The organism is Nocardia sp. NPDC005746 (assembly GCF_040630785.1).
Classification (GTDB): Bacteria; Actinomycetota; Actinomycetes; order Mycobacteriales; family Mycobacteriaceae; genus Nocardia.
In genome coordinates this window covers 298,013-319,828 of the sequence record NZ_JBEXYE010000009.1, presented here as the reverse complement: position 1 = coordinate 319,828, position 21,816 = coordinate 298,013, and the positions used below count along the sequence as shown (strand labels likewise).

Annotated in this window: 20 protein-coding genes and 1 pseudogene; 15 read left to right on the top strand and 6 right to left on the bottom strand. The window is 65.0% G+C overall.

Annotated features, from left to right (window positions below):
- Positions 1-150 (top strand): annotated as a pseudogene (locus tag ABZ412_RS19735) (IS256 family transposase); the annotation flags it as partial.
- Here the strand turns inward: ABZ412_RS19735 and ABZ412_RS19730 are convergent.
- The 5 genes from ABZ412_RS19730 to ABZ412_RS19710 all read right to left on the bottom strand — a co-directional run bounded on the left by ABZ412_RS19730 (position 147) and on the right by ABZ412_RS19710 (position 3,775).
- Complete coding sequence (locus tag ABZ412_RS19730; RefSeq protein WP_357282367.1) at positions 147-383, bottom strand: hypothetical protein; 237 nt, start codon at positions 381-383, stop codon at positions 147-149. The pseudogene ABZ412_RS19735 and the gene ABZ412_RS19730 overlap by 4 nt on opposite strands.
- On the bottom strand, positions 380-880 hold the full coding sequence (locus ABZ412_RS19725; protein WP_357282366.1) for a YbaB/EbfC family nucleoid-associated protein: 501 nt from the start codon (positions 878-880) through the stop codon (positions 380-382). The genes ABZ412_RS19730 and ABZ412_RS19725 overlap by 4 nt, the downstream gene beginning before the upstream one ends.
- Positions 881-882: 2 nt before the next feature.
- Positions 883-1,203, bottom strand: coding sequence for a hypothetical protein (locus ABZ412_RS19720; protein WP_357282365.1), 321 nt, complete (start codon positions 1,201-1,203; stop codon positions 883-885).
- Between the two features lie 73 nt (positions 1,204-1,276).
- On the bottom strand, positions 1,277-2,818 hold the full coding sequence (locus ABZ412_RS19715) for a hypothetical protein (protein ID WP_357282363.1): 1,542 nt from the start codon (positions 2,816-2,818) through the stop codon (positions 1,277-1,279).
- 102 nt (positions 2,819-2,920) lie between these two features.
- Positions 2,921-3,775, bottom strand: a complete 855-nt coding sequence (locus ABZ412_RS19710; RefSeq protein ID WP_357282362.1) for a hypothetical protein — start codon at positions 3,773-3,775, stop codon at positions 2,921-2,923.
- A gap of 267 nt (positions 3,776-4,042) precedes the next feature.
- On the opposite strand from ABZ412_RS19710, the gene ABZ412_RS19705 reads away from it, so the two are divergent.
- Both ABZ412_RS19705 and ABZ412_RS19700 read left to right on the top strand, forming a co-directional pair.
- Entirely contained in the window at positions 4,043-9,736 is a 5,694-nt protein-coding gene (locus ABZ412_RS19705) for an alpha/beta hydrolase (RefSeq protein ID WP_357282360.1), read from the top strand.
- Positions 9,717-10,364, top strand: a complete 648-nt coding sequence (locus ABZ412_RS19700; RefSeq protein ID WP_357282358.1) for a pentapeptide repeat-containing protein — start codon at positions 9,717-9,719, stop codon at positions 10,362-10,364. Before ABZ412_RS19705 ends, ABZ412_RS19700 begins: the two co-directional genes overlap by 20 nt.
- Positions 10,365-10,505: 141 nt before the next feature.
- Here ABZ412_RS19700 and ABZ412_RS19695 read toward each other — a convergent pair whose 3' ends face one another.
- Positions 10,506-11,228: a hypothetical protein gene (locus ABZ412_RS19695; RefSeq protein WP_357282357.1), complete on the bottom strand. Its 723-nt coding sequence runs from the start codon at positions 11,226-11,228 to the stop codon at positions 10,506-10,508.
- A gap of 151 nt (positions 11,229-11,379) precedes the next feature.
- Between ABZ412_RS19695 and ABZ412_RS19690 the strand changes: the two genes are divergently transcribed.
- The 12 genes from ABZ412_RS19690 to ABZ412_RS19635 all read left to right on the top strand — a co-directional run bounded on the left by ABZ412_RS19690 (position 11,380) and on the right by ABZ412_RS19635 (position 21,727).
- Positions 11,380-13,362, top strand: coding sequence for a WD40 repeat domain-containing serine/threonine protein kinase (locus ABZ412_RS19690; RefSeq protein ID WP_357282356.1), 1,983 nt, complete (start codon positions 11,380-11,382; stop codon positions 13,360-13,362).
- Positions 13,363-13,570: 208 nt separating this feature from the next.
- Positions 13,571-15,475: a hypothetical protein gene (locus ABZ412_RS19685; RefSeq protein WP_357282354.1), complete on the top strand. Its 1,905-nt coding sequence runs from the start codon at positions 13,571-13,573 to the stop codon at positions 15,473-15,475.
- Entirely contained in the window at positions 15,472-16,245 is a 774-nt protein-coding gene (locus ABZ412_RS19680) for an ESX secretion-associated protein EspG (protein ID WP_357282353.1), read from the top strand. The genes ABZ412_RS19685 and ABZ412_RS19680 overlap by 4 nt, the downstream gene beginning before the upstream one ends.
- A gap of 84 nt (positions 16,246-16,329) precedes the next feature.
- Positions 16,330-16,695, top strand: a complete 366-nt coding sequence (locus tag ABZ412_RS19675; protein ID WP_357089002.1) for a hypothetical protein — start codon at positions 16,330-16,332, stop codon at positions 16,693-16,695.
- 23 nt (positions 16,696-16,718) lie between these two features.
- On the top strand, positions 16,719-17,006 hold the full coding sequence (locus ABZ412_RS19670; RefSeq protein WP_357282351.1) for a YbaB/EbfC family nucleoid-associated protein: 288 nt from the start codon (positions 16,719-16,721) through the stop codon (positions 17,004-17,006).
- 108 nt (positions 17,007-17,114) lie between these two features.
- Entirely contained in the window at positions 17,115-17,429 is a 315-nt protein-coding gene (locus ABZ412_RS19665) for a hypothetical protein (protein ID WP_357282350.1), read from the top strand.
- Positions 17,430-17,521: 92 nt separating this feature from the next.
- Positions 17,522-18,763: a hypothetical protein gene (locus ABZ412_RS19660; RefSeq protein ID WP_357282348.1), complete on the top strand. Its 1,242-nt coding sequence runs from the start codon at positions 17,522-17,524 to the stop codon at positions 18,761-18,763.
- 33 nt (positions 18,764-18,796) lie between these two features.
- Complete coding sequence (locus tag ABZ412_RS19655; protein ID WP_357088993.1) at positions 18,797-19,111, top strand: PE family protein; 315 nt, start codon at positions 18,797-18,799, stop codon at positions 19,109-19,111.
- Positions 19,112-19,127: 16 nt separating this feature from the next.
- Complete coding sequence (locus tag ABZ412_RS19650) at positions 19,128-20,156, top strand: PPE domain-containing protein (protein ID WP_357282346.1); 1,029 nt, start codon at positions 19,128-19,130, stop codon at positions 20,154-20,156.
- Complete coding sequence (locus tag ABZ412_RS19645) at positions 20,153-20,941, top strand: ESX secretion-associated protein EspG (RefSeq protein WP_357282345.1); 789 nt, start codon at positions 20,153-20,155, stop codon at positions 20,939-20,941. Before ABZ412_RS19650 ends, ABZ412_RS19645 begins: the two co-directional genes overlap by 4 nt.
- 93 nt (positions 20,942-21,034) lie before the next feature.
- A complete protein-coding gene (locus ABZ412_RS19640; protein ID WP_357282343.1) occupies positions 21,035-21,337 on the top strand; it encodes a WXG100 family type VII secretion target in 303 nt (100 codons plus the stop codon).
- A gap of 57 nt (positions 21,338-21,394) precedes the next feature.
- A complete protein-coding gene (locus ABZ412_RS19635) occupies positions 21,395-21,727 on the top strand; it encodes a hypothetical protein (protein WP_357282342.1) in 333 nt (110 codons plus the stop codon).
- Positions 21,728-21,816 lie beyond the last annotated feature (89 nt).

Here is a 21,816-nt window from a genome sequence, read left to right as displayed (position 1 = left end):
GAGCAGTCGGCGTTGAAATGCCTGTATCTGGTGACTCGTTCCCTGGACCCGACCGGGCAGGGCCGGGCACGATGGGCGATGCGGTGGAAACCGGCCCTCAACGCGTTCGCCATCACCTTCGAAGGCCGGATCCACCCGACCGGGAACTAACCCACACCGAGGTCGGATCCACCGTTAATCCGAAGCTCCCCGGCTATGGCGATGGCATCATCCGGGTCGCCCCCGATGTCGGTATCGACGATCAGCGGCATGGTCGACAGCGGTGGAAGCATGTCCGGCAAGGCCGACAGGGCGTTGGCCCTGTCCTGCAATCCGACACTCCTGGCCTGGTCGAACAGCGCATCGCGAATCTGATTCGCAGACTGCTCCGGGTGGTCGGTCACCAGTCGTCGGCGCGGATTCGGCCCGGGGTGATGTCGTCGAGTTCCTCGACGTCGGTGAAGGTCATGGCTGGTTCGGTGGCTTGCCGCTCCGGGGAATTCGGGGGAGCGGTGGAGGCGGGGATGGGTTCGGGGATGCGTTCGGTGAGGTCGGGCATGCCTTCGATGAGGTCGGACATCTTCGGCATGCGGCCGCGGCGTTCCTGGATCGGGCTCAGGAGTTCGGAGCTCTTGTGGGCCAATTCGGTGGCCGCGGCTTGGGCGGCTTCGGTGATGGCTTTGCCGAGCTCGGGGAGTGGGAGGTCTTCGAGGTCGGGGTCCAGGCGGGTTTCGATGACCGTGCCGTCGGCGTTCACGACTACGGTGACCCGTTTCTGCAGGGCGTAGCCGGTGGCCATGAGTTGGGCACGCTTCTGCTGCATTTCGCCGAGGACCCGCATTTGCTGCTGGAACTCGTCGATCATCGATGCCAGTTCGGCTTTCGCGCTCTCGTTCGCCATGGCTACTTGAACGCGCCGGCGCTGTTCTGGTCGGTGCCGTCGAGCTGCTTGCCGGACTTGGCCTGGCCGTCGGAGTTGTCTCCGGCGTTCTTGGCGAGGGTCTCGGACAGGTTCTTCAGGGTCTTGCGAGCCGCTTTGTAGCCGGAGCCGTCCTCGGCGCCCGCGAATTGCTCACCGTAGGTGTCGTTGCCCCACGGTTCGCCCTTACCGCCGAGGGTGGCCATGAGGCTGTCCACCACGGTCCGTAGTCGAGCGTTGACGTGGTCGGTCTTGACGGCCGCCTGCCGCAATAGCTCCGGATCGACCTCGACTTTGTCCGTCATCTGGTTCTATTCCTCCCCGTACAACACTGGCGCCGACAGTAATTGGGCACCGTCATCGATGCCAACGCGATATTCAGCCGCGTTGCCGCATCCGCTCCTGGAAACGCTGCGCGAAGCCGGCGATGTACACGGTCGGTGGCACCGAGGACGACGACGCCTCGATCACCCCGTCGTCGGCCATGTAGTAGATGGCGCGGCCGATCATGATCTCGCCGGGCCGGGTGGGCACGAAAACCATCCAGCCATTGTCGATTCGCTCGGCGGTCAGCTGGTCGAGGGGGTAACCGCCGGTGTCGGTCCCGCGCGCGAGGATGAATCGGCGGACCTGTTCGATGGCGTCGATCCGGCTCAGCGGCGGCGCGGTGACGAAGGTTCGGAGCCCCGCCAGCGTGAACTGGTTCAGCGCCGAATCCACGTCGTGTTCGGCTGGATCGAAGACCGCGGCCACCGTCTCGTAAGTCACCACACCGGCCTGGGCTGCCGAAACCAGGTTCGCGACAGCGGATTTCGTGGCGTCGGTGATCGTCTTGCCGGCCGACTCCATCACCTGCAGGATCGTGTCGACCGTCGAGTCGGTCGTCCAGATCCCGGGTACCGCGGCAGCCACCCCCGGGCCGAGCGGCGATTCGCCGCGGAACCACTGCCCGTCCTCCCACCAGTAGCAGAAGGTCAACTGCCCGGTGGCCGCCCGCGGATTCAGCACCGCGTCGGTGACCCAATCCGGTGCGCCCGCATACAGATTCGGCAGGGGAGCGCCGTCGTTGTAGACCGCATCGAGCTCCGGTGCGTTGAGCACCCCGCCCGAGATGACGGCCCGGTCGCCGGGCAGCGTGTACAGCGTGCTCCCGCTGCGGTTCGGGCCTTCGAACCAGGCCAGTGCGGGCAGTATGCGCGGACCGTGCGGGGCGTCGAGGGCGACGAACACCGCCGCGAGGGCGGTCCAGTTGGACCACATCAGCGGCAGCGGCGGGAAGACCTCGGTCGTAGCCTGCCCGCGGATCTCCTCGGCCCGGTCGGATCGAGCCTGCTGGGCCGCGGCCCGTGGCGAGCGCAGCAGCCGATCGCCGTGGCTCACATACGCGGCCAGCCAGACGGGTAGTCGTTCGCGGGGATACTCCCGCAGGTCGGCCAGGTACGCCTCGGCCGGAAACAGTTGATCGTCCGGGAACGGCTCGTCGCCGTAGTCGTAGTCGGTCTGCACCTGACCCGCGTTGTTGAGGCTGATTCGCATCCGCCACCACGGGCCTTCGCTCATCGCGGCCGTGATCTCGCGCTGTTCCTGCACGAGCAGCAGGACGGTCTCCGACGGCTCGGCTCGAAAGGCCTGGTCCCCGGCGGAGTACACCACGCTCCAGGCCTTGGCGGTGACGGTCCACGCGAAGGTGGCGTCGACTCGCTCCCAGCCTTCCGGCGCGGCGGTCGCGAGTTCACGGGCGATGCGGTGGGTCAGTTCCCGGGCTTGCTCGATGATCCGGCCCTCGTCGGGAACCGATTCCGGCCCCGGGTGCGATACGACGCTGAACCCGATGTCGGATTCCTGGTTCGCCTGCGCGAATCCGGCCATGAACGACCGCATGAATTCGTCGTCCGGATTCCCCGCCTGAGGCCTGTCCACGTCTCGAGCTCCCCTCCTCGACCGCCGCACGTTCCACCCGGTCGGATACCTGTGCGACCTTACACATTCGAGGTGCTCGTGTAGGCCCCGGCCGAGGGTAGCTCAGTGTTCGCGGGGACCGATGTGACCGTCGTCGGTGATGTGCAGAGCGTCCAATGCCGCGGTCGGTCCGCCGGTGATGGCGACTTCCCAGCCGCCCTCGGTGCGCTGAGGCGCGAAGGACATGGCGTCGGTGTCGACGCCCGCGCCGACCAGGTACAGCCGGATCCGGTCGGCGGCCTCCGATTCCAGCAGCCCGCCGGGGGGAGCGTCATGGACCGGCCAGGGACGACGCCGCCGGAAACCGAGGCGTTCGATCTCCCGGGCCTGCTGTTCCTCGAGGTTCTCGCCGCGCCCGCGCGCCAGGATGCTCCACACCGCGTCGCGTTTGTCCCAGCGGTAGAAGAACGCGCGGCTGGTCACCTGCAACCGGGCCGAGATCAGCCCGGAGTCCGTGCGTTGCTGCACGTCGATGCGGGCGCTGTGCCCGTATCGATCGTCGAGCAATACCTCCAGGTCGCGGGTCTTGGCCGACGAATTCTCCTGGGTCCGCGTCACCACGGTCGACGGCATGGCCGCGAATCGCCGCACCAGGTCGTCGAATTCGGTCGGCGGGCCGGAGAATCGGGCGCTGATCTGGTGAATCCGCCCGTTGAAGCCCTTGTCGACGCGGTTGAATCCCTCCCCGACGAGACCGGCCTTGTCCCAGGTTTCCGACCCGTCGAGTTCGGGCTCGAACCCCAGACCCTCGAGCAGCGAGACCAGCTCCCGGGCGCGATGCGCGCCCTGCGCGATCACCGCGGCGGCCTGGCGTTTGCTGATCGGCGTCAGCGTCGAGGCGACCCCGCCCCGATAACCCGTGTACTCCTCGGGACCGATCCGGCGCACGCCCTGAGGAATGAACCACAGTGTTCGCACGGCGACATCCCTTCCGCGTCGGTCCGGCCCCGCAATCTTGCCGCCGACCATAGCCGATCAATAGCGGCGGGGCGCCGCCCCAGTTGATCCTCGGCGCGTTCTGTGGCAGCGTGGCGCGAGATCGTGAGCTGTCACGGCGTGAAAGGCGCTGTCGGACAGCGCATCAGCAGAGCAGGTCAGCGCGTATTCGGGGGCGGTCGTGGCGTCACGGGGGTGTCTGGTTGAAACCACTACCGGGCGAGTGATTCTCATCGCAAGTGGTCGGCGATGATCTGGGAGCCGCCGCTCGCGGGGACGCTCGGGTGGCTGGTCGGCATGAAATGGCCGGACGGCAACGAGGATTCCATGTGGGGAATCGCCGACGACTGGAAGTCCAGCGCCAAGGATCTGCGCTCGATCGACGCCGACATCGACGAGGCCATCGCGGCGGTCCGCAGGGCGTATCCGACCGGCGACGGTGGCGACAAGATCATCGAGCAATTGCGGACCATGCGCGTCGGCGACCAGTCGATCGACAAACTCGCCGAATGGTTCGAGACCATCGCCGGCACTGCGGAGAACACCGGAACCGAGCTCGAATACACGAAGCTCATGTTCTATACGACGCTGATCACCCTGGCCGCCGATATCGCCGCGGCCTGGCTGTTCCCGCCGACCGCGCCGATGGCGGAGGGCGCGGCGATCGGTATCGGGCGGATCGCGGTGCGCATTCTGACACGGCGGGCCATCAATTTCCTCGGCAAGGAGGGGCTCAAAGCCACCGAGGTCTCGCTGATGCGTTTCGCCTTGCGGCAGACGATCATCGGCGGTGCGTTGGGTGCCTTGCAGGATGGCGGAATTCAGGCCTACCAGCACGAATTCGGCCGCCGGAGCGAGATCAATACCCAACAGCTGCTGCTTTCGGCCGGTGGCGGGGCGGCCGGTGGACTTGTCGCGGCTCCTATCGGCAGATGGCTTCCGCAAGCCATGGTCAACCAGATCGCCAAAGCGCCCATCAAGAAGCTCACCGCGGAGAAGGCCTCCAATCTGCTCGTGGGAGGCATCGCGGGCGGTGTCGCCGGGCTCGCGGGCTGGGCGGTGAGTGGCGGTGTCACGCACAACTGGCATTTCGATCCCCGCGTCGTCACCGCGGGCATCGCCGGCGGCACCCTGCCTGGCGTGGCTCATGAGGGCAAGTCGCCCTGGAAGGGGAGCCCGGACAAGCTCGGAGTCACCAGCCCGAAGGCCGGTGGATCACCGTTGGCCGTCACGGACAAGCAAGTTCACCCTTCGGCGATCAACAACGCTGCGCACACCGAGAATTCGCCGCATGACGCGGCTCCGCCCCATGAGAAGAACACGGGCGGAACGACTCCGGGCGAACAGCCCCAAGGCAGGCCGACGGATCCGCAGCCACGGCCCACCGATCCCGGGGTGCCCAAGGAGTCCCTCGCCGCCGTGCCCAAGGCGGATCCGGTCGCGCCGGTTCCGGTCCACAACGCGCAGGTTGTCGACGCGCATCCGACCGGGAGCCCACAGCACTCCAATCCCGCGCACACACCGGCGTCAGGTGAACCGAAGCCGGTTCCGGCTGCGGCTCCGCGGGCGGAGACGCCGGTGCTTTCCAGGCCGGAGGCCTCGGTGGCGCCACGCGCGGACACGTCGGCCCCTGGCCGCGCCGATGCGCCGGGCACTCACACTGCACCCGCCGAACCGCGAGCGACGCCCGCGGCGATCCGTGACGCGGGGAGCCAGCCGACGCCGATGGCGGCCCGCGCCACCGGCCTCGAAGTACCTGCCGGTCGTGTGGGCGAGCGTGTGGATCTCGCGGATCCCGGGCGCACGGTCGAGTCCACCGCGCGCCCGGAGAGCCGCGAACTCGTCGGTGCGGGTGCCGGGCCCGAATCTCGCATCGGTGCGAGACCCGAGCATCCCACAGGGTCACCGGGACCGCATGGCCCGCGACGCACCGGCGACCAGACCCCCGATTCATCGAGGCTCGGCGATCATCCCGTCGGTGACCAGAGCACTCGTCATGCGGGTGATCCCGCCGCGGAACGGCCTGTGCTGCCGGAGGATTCGCCGATCTCGGAGGCCGAGCACGCACACGCGCGCGAGGCGCTTCAGCAACTGCACCCCGACGGCTCACCCGAGCATCTGCTGCATCCGCAGGAAACCGATATCGCGGGCGCGCACAATCGGGCGACCGAGAACCACGAGTGGTGGCACGGTCTGACGCCCGAGCAGCAGCACGCGATGATCAAGGCGCATCCGCACGAGATCGGCAATGCCGACGGTCTGCCCCCGCACGTGAAGGACGAGGCCAACCGGCTGGCCATCACCCAGGACCTGAACGCGCTGCACGAGCGGAACCCGCGCATCGACAAGTGGACGAGCAGGTTCACCGATCCGGAGAACTTCCGGCAGTGGAAGAACCTCGAATCCACGCGCAAGGCGTTGGAGGAGGCGCACGATCTCGCGGCGGCGTACGCCGACCAGTTCGGCGGCGAAGAACCGCCGGTACACGTGCTGTCCTACGACTCCAAGGAATTCAACGGCGAGGGCCGCGCGGTCGTGGCGTTCGGCGACACGTCGAAGGCGTCGTCGGTCTCCTTCCACGTCCCCGGCATCACGACCACGGTCCGCAGTCTCGAAGGCAATCTGAAGAACGCCTTCAACCACATGTGGGAGACGACGCAGCGCACCCAGGAACCCGACATGGTCGCCTCCATCGCGTGGATCGGCTATGACGCGCCGAGCGGATTTCCGAAGATCGTCCGCGAGATGACCGATGCCCGCCTGGCGCAACGAGGCGGCGAGCTGCTGGCCCGAGATGTGGCCTCCTTCAGTCAGACTCGCCGACTGGGCGCGGAACTACCCGGCGGTCACCCCACCCCGGATGTTCACCTGTTCGGCCACAGTTACGGTTCCACGACCACCAGCTTCGCCGGCGCGGGCGGCCGCCTGCACGGCGACATCTCCACGATCACCCTGCTGGGTTCACCCGGTGCCGGCCCTGTCGGCCACGCCGCGGACTTCGGTATCGGCGCCCACAATGTCTTCGTCGCCAGCTCCTCCCGCGACCCGGTGACCTGGATCGGCGCGAACACCGTCGGCGAAATCGGTCGTGTCGCACCGAAACTCGGCATGGGTCTAGGCATGGACCCCGCCATCGAAGCTTTCGGGGCCCGCCGCATCGCCGCCCAATTCCCCGGCGGCACCCACACGTTGAGCGATATCTCGACGCACACCGGCTACTACAACCACATGGATGAGGGACGCTCCCTCCCGAGCGAATCCCTGCACAACTTCTCCCGCATCGCATCCGGTCAAACCCCGCACCTCCTACCGGAGTACTCGCGCCCCGGCCACGAAGACCTCAACGCCAGGCAACGCACCCTCGGCTCCAGCCCCCACGACCCGGCCCGCTTCCGCGCCCCCGAAACCGAAAGCCACCAGGGCGAACACCCCTACGGCTACGACGACTTGGTCCACGCCAACCGCACGCTGGACCCACCCCCCACCTCCCCCGAACGCACCCACACCGAAACCAACGACTGCGGCCCCCAAGCCCTCCTCCAGGTCCAAGAACTGACCGGCAACCCCAACATCCACGTCCCCGACGACCCGACGATCGCCGACCACGGCATGACCGCCGCGGAACTCGAGAACGCCGCAGGCGCCCACCTCGACCGCCACGAAACCCTCGGCTCCATAGCCGACCAACTCCACCGCCTCGGCGACGGCGCCACCGCCCTCGTCGTGGACGAATTCCACGGCCCCACAGACGCCAACGGCGTCGGCGCCCACGCCTACACCATCACCAATGACGGCGGCCGGCTCGTAGTCCACGACAACGCCGTCCCCGGCGGGCCGCACTCGTTCCCGCCGGACCGCACCAACGTCAAATCCACCCACGCGATCGTGTTCGATTCGCAGGGGAATCCGGTGCGGCCTATCGAATCCGTTCCGCGGGAGAATCCTGTCGGCCAGCGGCCGGAAGCCCGTATCGGCCAACCGGATTCGCACCCCGATGGATCCGAGCACGCGAACCCGGCCCATCGCCCCGATGGCGCGGAGCCCGCGCGCCCGAAGCTGCCGGTCGAAGACAAGCCGTACTACGCGAACCCGCGTTACGAAGACCCCACGGCCTCGCACGAGTACGCCGCGAAGAACAGGATCAGCCACGGCGAGGTCCAAACCATCCGAGACTTCGAGACCGGGAATCATCCCGAGATCTCCAGGCTCACCGACGCAGAGCTGGACGCGATCCGCCGCAACCAGGGGTTCAACCTCAACGAGCCGGTCAATGACGGTACCCGCAACGGCAACACGACCGCTCTGGCCGACCACGATGTCGAAATCCGCACCCTGGTGTCGGCATACAACAAGCTGCCGGATCATGAGGGGACCGTCTATCGCTCGCTCCGTTTCGATGATCCGGTCGCCATGGAGAAATTTCTCGAGGCCTACTCTCCGGGTAAAGAACCACCGGTCGACCCTGGCTTCGCATCGGCGGACAAGGACAGCTCGATGCCTGGCGGCAATGTCGAGCTGATCATCGATTCCCACACCGGGAAGGACATTTCCTGGGCCAGTCTCTCTCAAGAAGAGGTTGTCTTCCCGCCAGGCACCCGTTTCCGGGTCGAAAGCCGTGACTTCATCAACGGTAAGTACGTAGTCCGTCTCACCGATATAGGAAGGACCCCCGATGGCCATCAGCCCGGAGGAAATGGAACGCATAGCGCGGAAGGTTCTGGGCCCCACGATGCGGGACGAGATCGAGGACCCGGAACTCCAAGCGAAGCGCGACCGCGACCTGGCGATCCTGCAGGAGATGGACGCGAAGGGACGCCGCCCGGCCACCGAGGACCAGATCAAGATCTGGCAGGCATGGGGCGAGTCGGAGATCGCCCGGATCAACCGGGAACAGGGCGAGAACACCTAACCAACGAGGATTCAGCCGCTCCCACCCGCGCCTCCGACCCCGAGCAACGCTCGCCCAGTACGCATCTCGACCCGACGCTGGAGCGCCCGTCGACCCTGACGCCGCACCTGGCCTCACGTTTCGAGGAAATGCGAGCCGCCGCCGGTGAAATCGCGAAGGCGCATCACGAGCCGACGCGCGCCGCCGAACTGCCCGCGCTCCGCGAGAAATTCGTCGAGATCTTGGATCGTGTGGGCCTCATGGACCCACGCGAGAGCGTGACTCCCTGGCGCCTCCTCAAGGAATACGATCCCGCGCTCGCCCGGTACTTCGAGCAGCACCACGAAACACTGCTCCCAAAGGCAAACGAAGCCGTCACGCCGCATACGCCCCACACGGCCGACCACCAGCTGGCGTCGTCCACACCGGTTCGAGAGTCCCCGGAAGCTGCGGTCGACCGCAAACCAGATCTGCCCGAAGATGGCAGAGGCGCGGCGGGCGTGTCTGCGGCAGATAAAGGCGGCGAGGCTCCGCCAGGTTCGGTTCCTTCTGGCCCACGCCCAGAGTTCACGGACGGAGAGCGGGCACAGCATTGGCAACACCTCGACCAGGTGGAGGCTGCTCACCCCGTGGAATTCGATCACCTCCAACGGGATCCCGACAAAAATGGTGGCATTTCCGAACCGTCCAAGGACGAAGCGCGCGTGGGACTGGATCTGCGAGAACAAGGGCGTCTACCGCAGGATATCCAGCGACCGGCTCAGGCTGATCGTGGCGAGTTCTACTCGCCCAGCGCCGGGAGGTATTACGACATCAAGGGTGTTCACTCGGACTGGCCACCGTTCAACAATGTGCGCGACAAGTCAAAACCGTTCAAGGGCGCATATGACCCAGCGAAGAACAGTCGATGGGTCGATAAGCTCCGTGAGCAGATTGAGGAGAAGGACCGAACCGTAATCATCGACCTACGGAATGCCAACCAGGTCGCAATCGACGATATCTTGCTGATAGTACAAACACACGGATGGGACGATTATGTCATCTGGTACCCATGAGGACTGGGTCCCCCGCAGGTTTCCGAGCAGCGTAGAGGCATCGGCGCGGCTGCGTGACTGGCTGCTCGAACGCAAAGCGGGTGGACTCGATGCCGGCGGGCTCGATCTCAGCGACGCTGACCTGTCTGGAGGCAACTTCTCCGAATCCTGGTTCGGTGGAGCCATGTTGACCAATGCCAAGCTGGTCAATGCCGAACTGTATCGATCCGATGCGGAGGGAGCCGACTTCACTGGGGCGGACCTGACGCTCGCTTCTCTGGTGCGTGTGAACCTCGACGACGCGATCCTCCGGAATGCGATACTCGACAGCGCCAATTTGGTGGGCGCCTCACTGTATGGCGTTGACGCCGCGGGAGCCTCGCTTCGTGGCACTGCCCTCATGGGTTCTTCTCTGTTGCACGTCGACTTCCGCGGAGCGGACCTGTCCAACGCGATAGTTGAGGAGAACACCTTCAAGGTAAAGGTAGACGATACAACCGTATTCGAAGGTCTACGTGGGACCGTATTCGGGCCTATCACCATCACAGCGGGCGTTGAAGAGTACACGCTCGGCGGCGCGCAGTTGGAAGACTGGATCAATACTCGAGGCGGAGCTGTTCGAGTTCTCGCGCCGAAACCCCGCTCCTGATGTGGATTTCACTGCAGGAGTCATTTGAGTGTCCGGTTGTGTGCCGCAGCGTCAGATGAGGTCTCCCGGCAAGCGCAACATGCGCGCGAGGCTCAGGCGAACCTGACAGGCCCCCGTGGTTGCAGGCCGAACTGGAGAGCGTCAGCCGTGGCGCCGACTTCCGGTATTGATCTGTGCCGCAGCCTGATTGATGGCAATGGCGAGCTCTGTCGTGAGGCGCATGACTTCGAGGTAGGCGGCGGAGTCTCGGTCGTGGACGCCGCGGATCCAGCAGATGACTGCGCCCTCGTTGACCCGGATGCGGGCGGTGGGGGCGATCTGGACGATGGAGTAGGCCGCGGCCATGACCGGGCGGGTCAGGAGTGGGCGGGCCTGGTCGGGGTGGTTGGGGGTGAGGCCGAGGTACCAGCGGTCGAATTCTTCATTGCCGCTGGAGAATCGGCGGTGTTCGACCGACTTCTTGTCGAACTCGAGGAGCCATTCGCCTTGGGTCGAGAGCAGGTCCAGCCTGTCCACGGATCGGTTGACGCCCTCGATGACGACCGCGGTGTGCCGCCAGGTCGTGATCATGTTCCGGAACATGGTCTCGTGCTCGACCAAGAAGGTGGTGTAGGGAGCGCCGCCCGCCTGGCCGTGGATGGGATCCTTGTACTTGGCCTTCGACGGGTACGGGCACAGCCCGATGGCCGCGTGCTGCTGACGCCACTGCTCCGAGGGCCAGCCGACCGTGCCGCCCATCGCAGCCGCCATGGCCGCTTGCCTCTCACGGTTTCGGGCGTTGCCGGAAATATTGAGCGCCACTAGCGCCGCGACAACGATCACTCCGATGACAATGGCTATGACCATGAGAACCCCCTCCGTCACCGGTGATCCTATCCGTTGGCATAGGCGTGCCCCGGACCGGTCACTACCACCGACCTTTCGGTTGCGATCGGAGGCGAGGTCCTAGGTGAATCGTGCTGTCGCGGAATCAATGATTGGATTGCTCCCGTCGGCAAGAGTAAGCGGGGGACTTGTGATCCAGTTGAACGTCGGGCAGGTGTTCGCGGAGTACACGCTGGAAGGGGTGCTCGGCCGCGGTGGTATGGGGACGGTGTACTTGGCTCGGCATCCGCGACTGCCCCGCCAGGTTGCGCTGAAGCTACTCGCTCCCGAGGTCTCCAGCGACGAAGAGCTACGTCGTCGCTTCGACCGGGAGGCCAATGCGATTGCACGGCTGGAGCACCCGAACATTGTGGGTATTCACGACCGTGGCGTTCACGGCGGGCAGCTCTGGATCGCGATGCAGTATGTCTCCGGCTCGGATGCGTCACGGCTCAATCCGCGGGAGCTGTCAGTCGGACGCGCGGCGAAGATCATCGTGGAAACCGCGGCGGCGCTGGACTACGCACACAGTCGGGGCATAGTCCATCGAGACGTGAAGCCCGCCAACATCCTGCTGTCGAGTGCTGACACGGGGAGGGATGAACGCGCCATTCTCACTGATTTCGGAATCGCCCGGCTACAGGATGCGAATACCCAGCTGACATCCGCGGGAACTGTCACCGCGACGCTGGCCTACGCTTCGCCGGAGCAACTTTCGGGTGGGACGGTGGATCATCGATCTGACCAGTATTCGCTGGCCTGCACCTTGTTCGCGTTGCTGGCCGGGCAGCCGCCGTTCTCCGCGGACAACCCCGGACAGGTCGTCGCGGGCCATCTGGCGAGGCCGATCCCTCAACTCACTGGTTTCAGATCCGATGTAGCGCCGGCCCTCGACTCGGTGCTGGCCCGCGCGACCTCCAAGCGACCCGAGGACAGATTCGTCAGCTGTTCGGAATTTGCTACCGCGGTCGCCGCAGCCGCATGGCAACCAACGGTTTCCGCCCGGTCGGCACCGACGGTCGTAGCACCCGATTCGACTCCCACGCATGTATACCCTTCGCAACCTCAGCACCCGGTTCCTGAACCTTGGCAGCGTCTATCCGGGCCGGAGGTATCCGGTATCCCCAGGAGGTGGGTGCTCGGAGCCGGGGCGGCCGCCATCTCGGCCTCCGTCGTGGGCGTTGGTGGGGTAATCCTGTCGCGGCGTGGCGAGGCATCGACGACGGCTGGCCCAAGCGCGATACTCGATTGCGGTGGGGAGATCCGGCGGCTCGCCTTCAGCCCGGACGACGGGACTCTCGCGGTTGCTACCGGAGCCGCCGGCGGCTTTGTGCAGCTATGGGAACTGCGAACGCGTACACAAATCGGTCACTTCGCTCTGAGTAGCGTGACGGCGTTCGGGTTCAGCCCCGATGGAAGCAGCGTGGTCGCTACGGGCATGGTGCCAGGGTTCGGATTCTTCGATTCGCGGACCGGCCGATCGCTCGGTCCGCTTCGCTATCCGTCGCCTCCCTTGCCCGACGCGCAGCAATTCAGCGCTGATCGATCTTTGCTGGCCTTGGCTTCCGGCGGCGAACTCTCGTTATGGGACACTCGAACTGGTCAGAAGTCAGGTGGATCCATCTCAACGGACGAGCTCGTGAAGCACATCGCGTTCTCTTCGGATGGTTCGATGATCGCTTTCGTGGAAAAGCGTCGCCAAGCCGACAAGGTCCGGGTGTGGCTGTACGACACGGTGTCCCGCCAATCGATCTGCCCTCCGATCGATCTGGACAACGACGTTATGTCGCTGCGCTTCAGCCCCGACGGACGAACTCTCTCCGCGGCGACCTACTTCACCGGTGTGAGGCTCTGGTCAGTTCCTTCAGGAAAGCCCGCCGCCGCGCTCGACGCCAAGATCGACGCAGATTCTCTTGCCTTCAGCCCGGATGGACGTAGGGTAGCCACGGCAATCAGGAATGACGACTCCCGAATCTATCTGTGGGACACGGCCAACTGGAGCAGGCTGCCCATCCCTATCAACGAGAAGGCGAACAAGATTACGGCACTCGAATTTTCGTCGTCCGGCTCCGTGCTGGCTTCTGGCGGAAGTGACAGATTCGTGCGTCTGTGGGACTTGAATCGCGGCAATTGATCTGGCGTTGGACCGCATTCACAGATGGCGGTCAATGCTGCTTTGTCTGAAAGTCGTTCGGCCGCATGGCGGAAGACCCATGTCAGCTCACCCTCAGGCTGCGGGCGAGGTGCGATGTCGTCGTGGACATCCCGGCCAAAGGCTCGGCTGGCCCAGCGGCAGCCGGACCGGTTAGGCTGCGAACACATCCATCTGGGAGGGGAGAGCAATGGCTGGCGATGCGATGTCCGGACTCAAGGATGATGGCCGCAATGGCGTGGTGTTCGATCATGATGCAGCGACCACCATGGCCCAGCAGTGTGCGAGCATGCTGACGATCGTAGAGGCGGCCATCCGAGCGGTCGAACCAGCCAAGAAGATGAAGGCGCTGAGTCAGAAATCCGACAACGACTCGGGTCATCAGTTGGCGCAAAAGTTCGATCGTGCTGCGACTAATCTGGTCGAGACGGTATTGAAGGATCACCGCGACATCTTGACCGAGATGGGTGAGGCATTCGTTGCGGCAGGAAAACTGTATATCGGTACAGATGAGGCATCGAGAGATGCTATAAATAGCGGAAAGTTCACTGATCAGCAGCTTTCCGGAGCCTTTAAGGATTTTCGTAGCGGCGGTGGGCAACCTGGCCTGGCCGAGCCGAATATTCCTGTTGCATCCCTGGATATGCCAGGCTGGAAGCAGTCCAGTTGGAACCAAGAATGGAACTTCTTTTCCGACTCCACCGATGGGTACAGTTGGTCGGGTACGGCGAAGAAGGACTACGGAAATACACTAGCGGATACCACGCAGATGAAGCGTCTCATGAATGAACTTGTGACGCAGAGTGGGGTGGTAATCGACGATTACAAGATCAATCCCGAGACTTCCGAAATGTATGCCAGTTGGAATGACTTCTATCACCATTGGAAGTACATCGACGAGAACAAGGTTCCAGCGCAGCTGGAGACGTTCGCGCAAGCTTGGCACAAGGCTCAAATATATCTCAGGGTCCAAGCGCAGACCTTCGAGAGTGCTACCCAGAAGTATCTGCAGCCGTTTCAGGGGCAAACTTCTGACATAGACAAGATCTGGGCTTCCCCTGCGGCGGTGAAGGCGAAGGAAGCGATCACCAAGTACCTCGCCAGTACGCAGAATCTGGTGACCTCCATGGATGTCATGGCCGTAAACCTTGCTGACACTCAAGGATGGGTCAAGCGGCTACAGAATTTCTTGCCGTCCAAGAGTTTCGAGGACGCGTTTCCATCTGGCAAACCCCTCCTCCAATCGGAGGTCGACTCGTTCGTGAAGGACATGAAGCGGGCCTGGGATGCTTGGTATGTCGTCGGCGTCGGCAACTCCAGCAAGGCGATTCCCATCATGCCCAACCCGAAATCCACGATGGAGATCAAGCCGACCGAGGTGAAGATCCCAACAGATCAGCCGAATCCGACCACGCAGCAGCCGTCTTACACCCCAACCACCCAGACTCCGAGCACCGAGACGCCGAAGCCGGTCGACGACAAACAGCCGACCAACACCGATCCGAAGGACACCAACCCCAAGAAGACCGACACCCCGACAACAACCGATACGACCTTGCAAACGTTGATAACGCAGGCCAGTACAGCGATTCAGGCCGGCATAACCGCGGCGGAGCAAGGTGTCGAGAAGATCGCGGCGGCGGTCGGGACGGCCCTGACGCAAGCGCAGATAACTACCAAGACCACCGATCCGACGAGCCAGCTCACCCAGCAATTGCAGAACATGGGCTTGATTCCCAAGACAGATACTCCTTCTGGAGGTCCGACCGGCGGCAGCCCGTCTGGCACGCCGACCAGCCCGGGCTCGCCGCAGACTCCGAAGACCCAGCTGTCTCCCCGTTCTTCCAATCCGGCATCGACGACCGAGACCGATACGGACGAGGTCGCGAAATCGCGTGCGGGACTCGCATCTACGTCGTCGACGTCGTCGTCGGGTACCGGGGCAACCGGTGGGATGGGCGGTTCGCCGATGGCGGCGGGCTCGCAGGGGCAGGGCAAGGAACACAAGCGTCCACAGTTTCTCACCAACCTGGAGAATCTCGAGGACGTGCTGGGTGAGGCCCCCGCCGCTGTCACCCCGGTGGCGGAGAGATGACGCAGAGTTGGCGGTTCACCGAGGCCGAGTTCTATGTGCTGTGGAGGGATCGGACAGAGGAGGAGCTACCCGAGCCGTTCATGTTCAGCTCGGCGGCCGAGACGACCGACGAGTTCGAGAACGAGTTGGGGGATGCGCGAAAGGAACTGTCCCGTAAGCTCCGCGGTGACTTCGAGGCAGTGTTCGACGCGATTTCGAAACCCGACCTGTATCTGACCTTCTACGGCTGGGACGAACGGGATCGCTGGGGGACGACTTCGTTGAAGCGTCTGCGGGCGACCCGCAAAGGGGCGAAGGGGTACTTGATCACCCAATTGCCGGGCGAGACCTACTGGATACGTGGCGGATATGTGGTGGAGGAGTGCGATCCACTGCGATTGTCCGATGCGATTGTCGCCGCGGCTCCGTCGGCTGAGCGCGGTGTTCGTGGCGATATCCCGCTGACCTCGTCCGATGACGATCTGGATCACGATTATGGCCGTTCCGCGATCGCAGCGCGCTCAGAGAATGCGGTAACCGCTGGTGAGGCATTCTTGAACGCGCCGATGACAGCGGTGGGCGAGATCGCCGTCGTGCAAGGTAGTTCGGTTTTCGGCCCACGAGGGATCGCGCGTCACAAGCTGTTGTTCCGCGACCTCGAGGACGATGGCCGATACGTCATGGTCGAGAATCCAGCACAGGCGCTCGCAGTTGATCAGACACGGTTTGTGTCGGTGATCAACAGATACGTCGCGGCGGTGATCCAGACCATCAAGGATGAGCGAGCGTGACAGGGGTCGGTCGTCGAAATATCGATAGCGGCCCGCCCTGTCGTATGGTAGTCATACGCCAAGCTAACTGGGAGGGAGTTCGCCGTGACTGAGGTGGGGGCGGTCAGTTCTGGTGCTGGTGAGGGGGATTGGGCCTCGCTGGTGGTTGCCAATACGACCGGGTCGATTCGGGTGCGGACTACCAATCAAGGTCTGCCGCTGGCCGTGAAGGTTGAATCGGCTGAGTTGCATCGGGATCCGGGGCAGTTGGCGGGGGAAGTGTTGCGGCTTTGTCAGAAGGCTGCCAATCGGGCCGGGCTCGCGCTGCGGAAGCAGTTGGAGGAGGCCGGGGTTGATGCGGCGGGGCTGGCTCGGGCGGGGCTTCCTACCGAGGCGGATGTGGCTCGGCAGGAGATTGTCGAGGAGCAGGACTACGATACTGAGCCGCAGAGTTGGCTCAGGACGGTGTGAGAGGGGGGCTCGTGGTTTCGTCGATGGATGAGTTGCAGGAGCAGGTGCGGCGGCAGCTGTATCGGTTTCAGGACTTGGCGGATCAGATGGCGGCCGTGCGCGGGCGGGAGACGTCCGAGAACGGGGCCGTGACCGCGGAGGTCGACGGGAACGGGGCGCTCAAGGACCTGCAGTTCAGTAGCGCGGTATCGCGAATGACGCCGGCGGAGTTCGAGCAGGCCGTGGTGACGACGGCCGCGCAGGCGGCGCGGCGGGCGTTCGAACGGCGAGCCGAGATCGTCGACCGGTTCAATGAGGAGATGGCCGAGTAGGCCGGTCTGTTAACAGAACCTTGCGCCAGAGTTTGCATCTTGCGCTCTGGCACAAGAAATTTCGTGCTTGTAGTCTGAGCAAGATCATAGGTAGTGGGAGGGACACTGATGGCTGATCACGTGGCGGCGGAATTCACGCCCATCTTGGCGTACGGCACCGAGAAGGCGGGAATCGCCGCGCAGGTCGCGGGGGCGGCGGCCGCGGACGTGGGTGCCGCGATGGCAGAGGCGGTTCCGGTTTTCGGTCTGATCGGTCAGGAATTCCTGACGGCCTTCGCGGTCGCGCAGGGCAACTTCCTGATGTCCTCGGCGGAGATCGCCGCCGTGCACGCGAACACCGCGACCGCGGCGTACGCGGCCGTCGGCACCTACGGAACCAATGAGGTGACCTCGGCGGCCAGCTTCCTATCGACGATGCTGTGACCAATCCGTCGAATCCGACCGTGCTGGACGGGCTCCGCAGCAGTCCGATTGGTCCTTACCTCGATACGCCGGTTACGGATGTGTTGAGCCAGATGGGATTGCCTCAGCTGCCACAGATTCCGCAGATCAGCCTGCCGGATCTGTCGGGGCTGCAGCTGCCCACGTTGCCGACGATCGACCCGACGGCGCTGATCCAGCCGGTCACCAGCCTGCTGCAGTCGTTCGGGACCGGGAGCCTGAGCAACAGCAACTTCAACCCCGCGACGATCATTACTTCGCTGATCAGCGCGTTGACTTCGGCAATCTCGCAAAGCAAGTCGGCGACCAGCACGCTGATGAACACCTTCAGCGGGGAAGGCGCGACCGCCGCTCAGATCAAGAGCAACGAGGTCGAAGCGCAGAGTGGCACGGTGGCCGCGCAAGGGGCCCAGCAGCGTGTCATCCTGATGAGCGCCGAAGCCATCGTCGCCGAGGGCTATGCCGAAATGAGCGCTCTCATAGCGCAATTCATCGCCCAGGTGACCGCGGCGACCGCGCTGATCGCGACGCCCGCCGGGATCCCGTGGCTGATCGCCACCGCGACCGAGACCATCAACGCGGGCCTGGCCATCGCGGCCAAGACCAAGGTGCAGCTCGCAGGCAGCACCGCCGAGATCCTCGAGGCCGGAACGAAGATCATGATCGCGGGCGCGCCGGTCGCGTCCAATATCTCGAACCTGGTCAACATGGTCGGCACCGCGTTGCAGCCCATCACCAGTGTCGCGCCTACGGTCGCCGAGAAGGTGGTCGAGAAGGGCGCGACGGTGTTGTCCAGCGGCGTCAGCGATCTCAGCTCCGCGCTGACCAGCAACAACAACACCAATACGAACAACAACACCAACAAGACCACCACCACGACGCCCTCGACGACCACCACCAAGACCGACGAGGCCAAGAAGACCGAGAACCCGGACGGCACCAAGATCGACGGTGGTGGCGGCAGCCCGCTCAGCACCATCTTCGGCGGCAGCGTGCCCACCACCACGACGCCCTCCAACACGATGGGCGCCAACCGGATTCCCACCGGCGAGGTCAGCAATACCGGCGCCGGAATACCGAAGACCACCACCGAGGCCAACGGCCGCACCACCGCGACGAATTCGCCGGGCATGACGGGCGCCGGCGCCGCCGGACGCGCGGGCGCCGCCGACGAAGAATCCACCTCGGACCGCTCGGGCCTGGTCACCGGCGCGCATGGCGACGAAGTGGTCGGCGTCATCGAAGGCGTGGTGCTGCCGGTCGTCGGCGCCATCGAAGCCATCGAGGAGCCACCGGACAAGGCCCTCACACTCTGATTTCGAATTGCCAGGGGACACAGGAGGATTGGCATGAGCATCAACGCATTCGACGGTCTGCGCTTCGACGCCTCGACCGCCCGCGACGCCGCGGCCCAGCTGGACGCGCTCGCCGACCGCATCGCCAACGGGCTCGGTGTGGAGCAGGCGAAGCTCGACTTCGCGCCCGCCGGCTCCGACGAGGTGTCGCAGCGCGCCGCGCAGACCCTCAACACGGTCGCCGCGTCCTTCGTGGCCTCCGGCGGCGACGGCGTCACTGAACTGCGTAACCTCGCCTCGACGCTGCGCAGCCAGTTCGACGCCTTCGGCAAGGTCGAGGAACAGTCCGTCCTCGGCTTCGCCGGCTGAGCGGAGACCCTCCTCGATGCTGGAATCGACGAAACCCGGCTTCACCGAGACGGTTTGGGAAGCCAAGCCGCCCGAAGAGCTGGCGCGCGAACTGGTGACGGGCGCCGGGGCGATCCCCGCGGCCGAAGCCGGGCTCGCGTGGACTCGACTGAGCGCGGGTTTCGCCGCCGCCGCCGTGGAGTACGAGAGAATTCTCGTAATCCTCGACAGTGCTTGGGAATCCAAGCACAGCGGGCCCTTCATTGAACGCATCAAAGCCCTGCGCGATTGGATGGGGGCTTCCGCCTCCGCGGCTGCCGGTAATGCGGTGCAGGCCGAAACACACGCGGCCGCATATGAACTCGCGAAACTGACCATGCCCGACGTCGACGAGGTCGAGAAGCTCAAGGATCTGCAGCAGCTGATGCAGCAGCTCGGGCTGGCGGGCGGGATGCCCCTGCTGGGCGGGCTCGCCAAGACCGACATGGACGCCGACGCGGCCAAGGCGCAGGCGGCGCGGGTCATGCGGACCTACGAGGCCGCCACCGAATCGCTGGCCAAGCCGTGGGAACACCAGGCGCCGCCGCAGGTCACCGCCGGGCTGACGCCCGCCGAACAGCCGGTCGCGCCGGTCGAGGCGGAAGCGCCCGCGGTTCCGACACCGTCGATGCCGAATATCAACCTCGGCTCGCTCAACCTGCCGCCCATGCCGTTGACGCAGGTGCGCGCCACCACCGTCGAGGCCAAGGAAACCTCCACGCAACGCGTTGTGACGCAACCGGTTACGGTGCAGCAGAGTGGGACGACCATGGCCCCCGCGCCGATGGGGGGCGCCGGCCAGTCCAGCGACGAGGAGCACACGCCGCGGGCCGGTCTCGTCGGCGCACCCACCAGCGACAACGAACTGGGCCTCACCTCCGGCATGCAGGTCGCACCCGCCGTCCTCGGCGGCCTCGACCCGGCCGCCCAGCGCGCGCCCGTCGACATCGCCTTCAACGCGGGCAGTGGGTCCGAAAAGGTTTCCAGCACAGCGGAATCCGGCGGCGATCAGGGGTCGGCCACATGACCACCCTCACCAACGACGGACTCATCGCGCTAGCCGGCCACCTAGGTGTGCAGACCTTACCGCTCGTCCTATCCGTCGGGCCACGCCAGGAGGCCTACCAGGACTGGCAGGAAGCCCAAGAGCAGGCCCGCGCCGACCTACGCGCCCGCCGCATCGTCGACGCCCACGGAGATGTCGACACCGACACCGCCACAACACTTTTCACCCTCGCCCAACCTGACCGCGAGCTAGCCATGCGGGTCCACACCGCAGGCGGCCAACTACGCGTCTGCGTCGCCCGCCGCGCCGACAGCCACGCCGTCGCCATCCGCCGCGGCGACACCCTCGACCTGAATCCCCTATGGTCCGACGGCTCCGGCGACTCCCTGGCCCGCCCCCTCCTCGACGCCCTCGGCCCCTGCCCGCCCGCCGATCTCGCCGCCTTCAGCGCCGAATCCGCCGACCTGGCCGAACGCCTCGACACCGCAACAACTTCCGAAGACTACGCGAGCACCGTCTACACCCTCGGCGTCCCCGACACCGACGCCACCGCCTACGGCCTCGCCCTCTCCGCCACCCACTCCTACGCCGAAATCGTGGCCTACGCCTACGCCGACGGCGTCACCGACCGATCGCCCGGAGCCGTCGCGGTCTACGACACCGCACGAGGCCGCATCGTGGCCGCACCGGGCGTCGCCCCGGACCAGCAGCTCTGGTCCACGCTGACACCGGGCAGTGATCACCGTATCGCGCAGTCGATCTCGGCTCTGATCGACTCGCTGCCCGGGGGGAGGTGGCTGTCGTGAGTCACCCGTGACTTGCTCGCAGCTGACGCCCCGAACCGGTGATGCCGCAGCGCATCGCCTATCCATTTCCGAAGAAAAGGCAAGGTACAGACGATGGTTGCAAACGAAGCGGAACTCGCGAAGGCCGCGCAGTCCCACATGGCCGACGTTGTCGCGTCGATCAAGGACGTGCTGAAGAAGATCACCGACCGGGTCGACTCGTCCAAGGGTCACTTCGCCGGTGAGGCGGCCGACGCGTTCAACTCTGCCGCGGTGGCGTGGGACGACGAGGCTCAGAAGCTGAACAAGGCGATGGACGAGTTCCAGGAGAAGGTCGGCTCCGGTACCGACGTTTTCCAGAACGTCGACATCACCAACAAGGACGACTTCGCAAAGGCTCTCACGAACCTCGGGTGACGGCCGCAGGGCCTGAACGAATTCTCCGACTTCTCCAACTCTTGCAAAGGAAAAGAAATGCTTTACGACAAGGCTGGGATGACCACCCTCGTGGCGGATCTCCGTCAGTTCCACAGCGACCTGGTCGCGATTGCGGGTGACGGCACCTCCAAGGTCGACACCTCCAGCGACCTCGGGCAGGCCGTCGAGCGGCTGAAGAAGGCTTGGTCGGACCCGAACAGCGGTGCCGAGAACGGTGCGCTGGAAGCCGTGGTTGCGGCGAAGAGCGACTGGGACAACGCCTACGCGGACAAGTGCCTGTCGACCCTGGACGCCGTTGCGCACGCGGTCGAAAGCGCCCTTTCGAATGCGCTCGCCGCGGACGCCAAGGTCGGCAACTCCTTCATGTAGCGAGACGCCGGTGCCACTTGCGAAAGCGCACCCTTCGCGAAGGAGGGTGCGCTTTCGTCGGTCGGCGCCCAGTACTCTACGTGTCCGTA

What these genes read in the sequence shown, in the direction of transcription:
- ABZ412_RS19640 (WP_357282343.1), top strand. Translation starts at nt 21,035, where the DNA reads ATGGTTGCAAACGAAGCGGAACTCGCGAAGGCCGCGCAGTCCCACATG.
- ABZ412_RS19670 (WP_357282351.1), top strand. Translation starts at nt 16,719, where the DNA reads ATGGATGAGTTGCAGGAGCAGGTGCGGCGGCAGCTGTATCGGTTTCAG.
- ABZ412_RS19655 (WP_357088993.1), top strand. Translation starts at nt 18,797, where the DNA reads ATGAGCATCAACGCATTCGACGGTCTGCGCTTCGACGCCTCGACCGCC.
- ABZ412_RS19705 (WP_357282360.1), top strand. Translation starts at nt 4,043, where the DNA reads ATGATCTGGGAGCCGCCGCTCGCGGGGACGCTCGGGTGGCTGGTCGGC.
- ABZ412_RS19680 (WP_357282353.1), top strand. Translation starts at nt 15,472, where the DNA reads ATGACGCAGAGTTGGCGGTTCACCGAGGCCGAGTTCTATGTGCTGTGG.
- ABZ412_RS19665 (WP_357282350.1), top strand. Translation starts at nt 17,115, where the DNA reads ATGGCTGATCACGTGGCGGCGGAATTCACGCCCATCTTGGCGTACGGC.
- ABZ412_RS19700 (WP_357282358.1), top strand. Translation starts at nt 9,717, where the DNA reads ATGTCATCTGGTACCCATGAGGACTGGGTCCCCCGCAGGTTTCCGAGC.
- ABZ412_RS19635 (WP_357282342.1), top strand. Translation starts at nt 21,395, where the DNA reads ATGCTTTACGACAAGGCTGGGATGACCACCCTCGTGGCGGATCTCCGT.
- ABZ412_RS19650 (WP_357282346.1), top strand. Translation starts at nt 19,128, where the DNA reads ATGCTGGAATCGACGAAACCCGGCTTCACCGAGACGGTTTGGGAAGCC.
- ABZ412_RS19725 (WP_357282366.1), bottom strand. Translation starts at nt 880, where the DNA reads ATGGCGAACGAGAGCGCGAAAGCCGAACTGGCATCGATGATCGACGAG.
- ABZ412_RS19660 (WP_357282348.1), top strand. Translation starts at nt 17,522, where the DNA reads ATGGGATTGCCTCAGCTGCCACAGATTCCGCAGATCAGCCTGCCGGAT.
- ABZ412_RS19720 (WP_357282365.1), bottom strand. Translation starts at nt 1,203, where the DNA reads ATGACGGACAAAGTCGAGGTCGATCCGGAGCTATTGCGGCAGGCGGCC.
- ABZ412_RS19685 (WP_357282354.1), top strand. Translation starts at nt 13,571, where the DNA reads ATGGCTGGCGATGCGATGTCCGGACTCAAGGATGATGGCCGCAATGGC.
- ABZ412_RS19645 (WP_357282345.1), top strand. Translation starts at nt 20,153, where the DNA reads ATGACCACCCTCACCAACGACGGACTCATCGCGCTAGCCGGCCACCTA.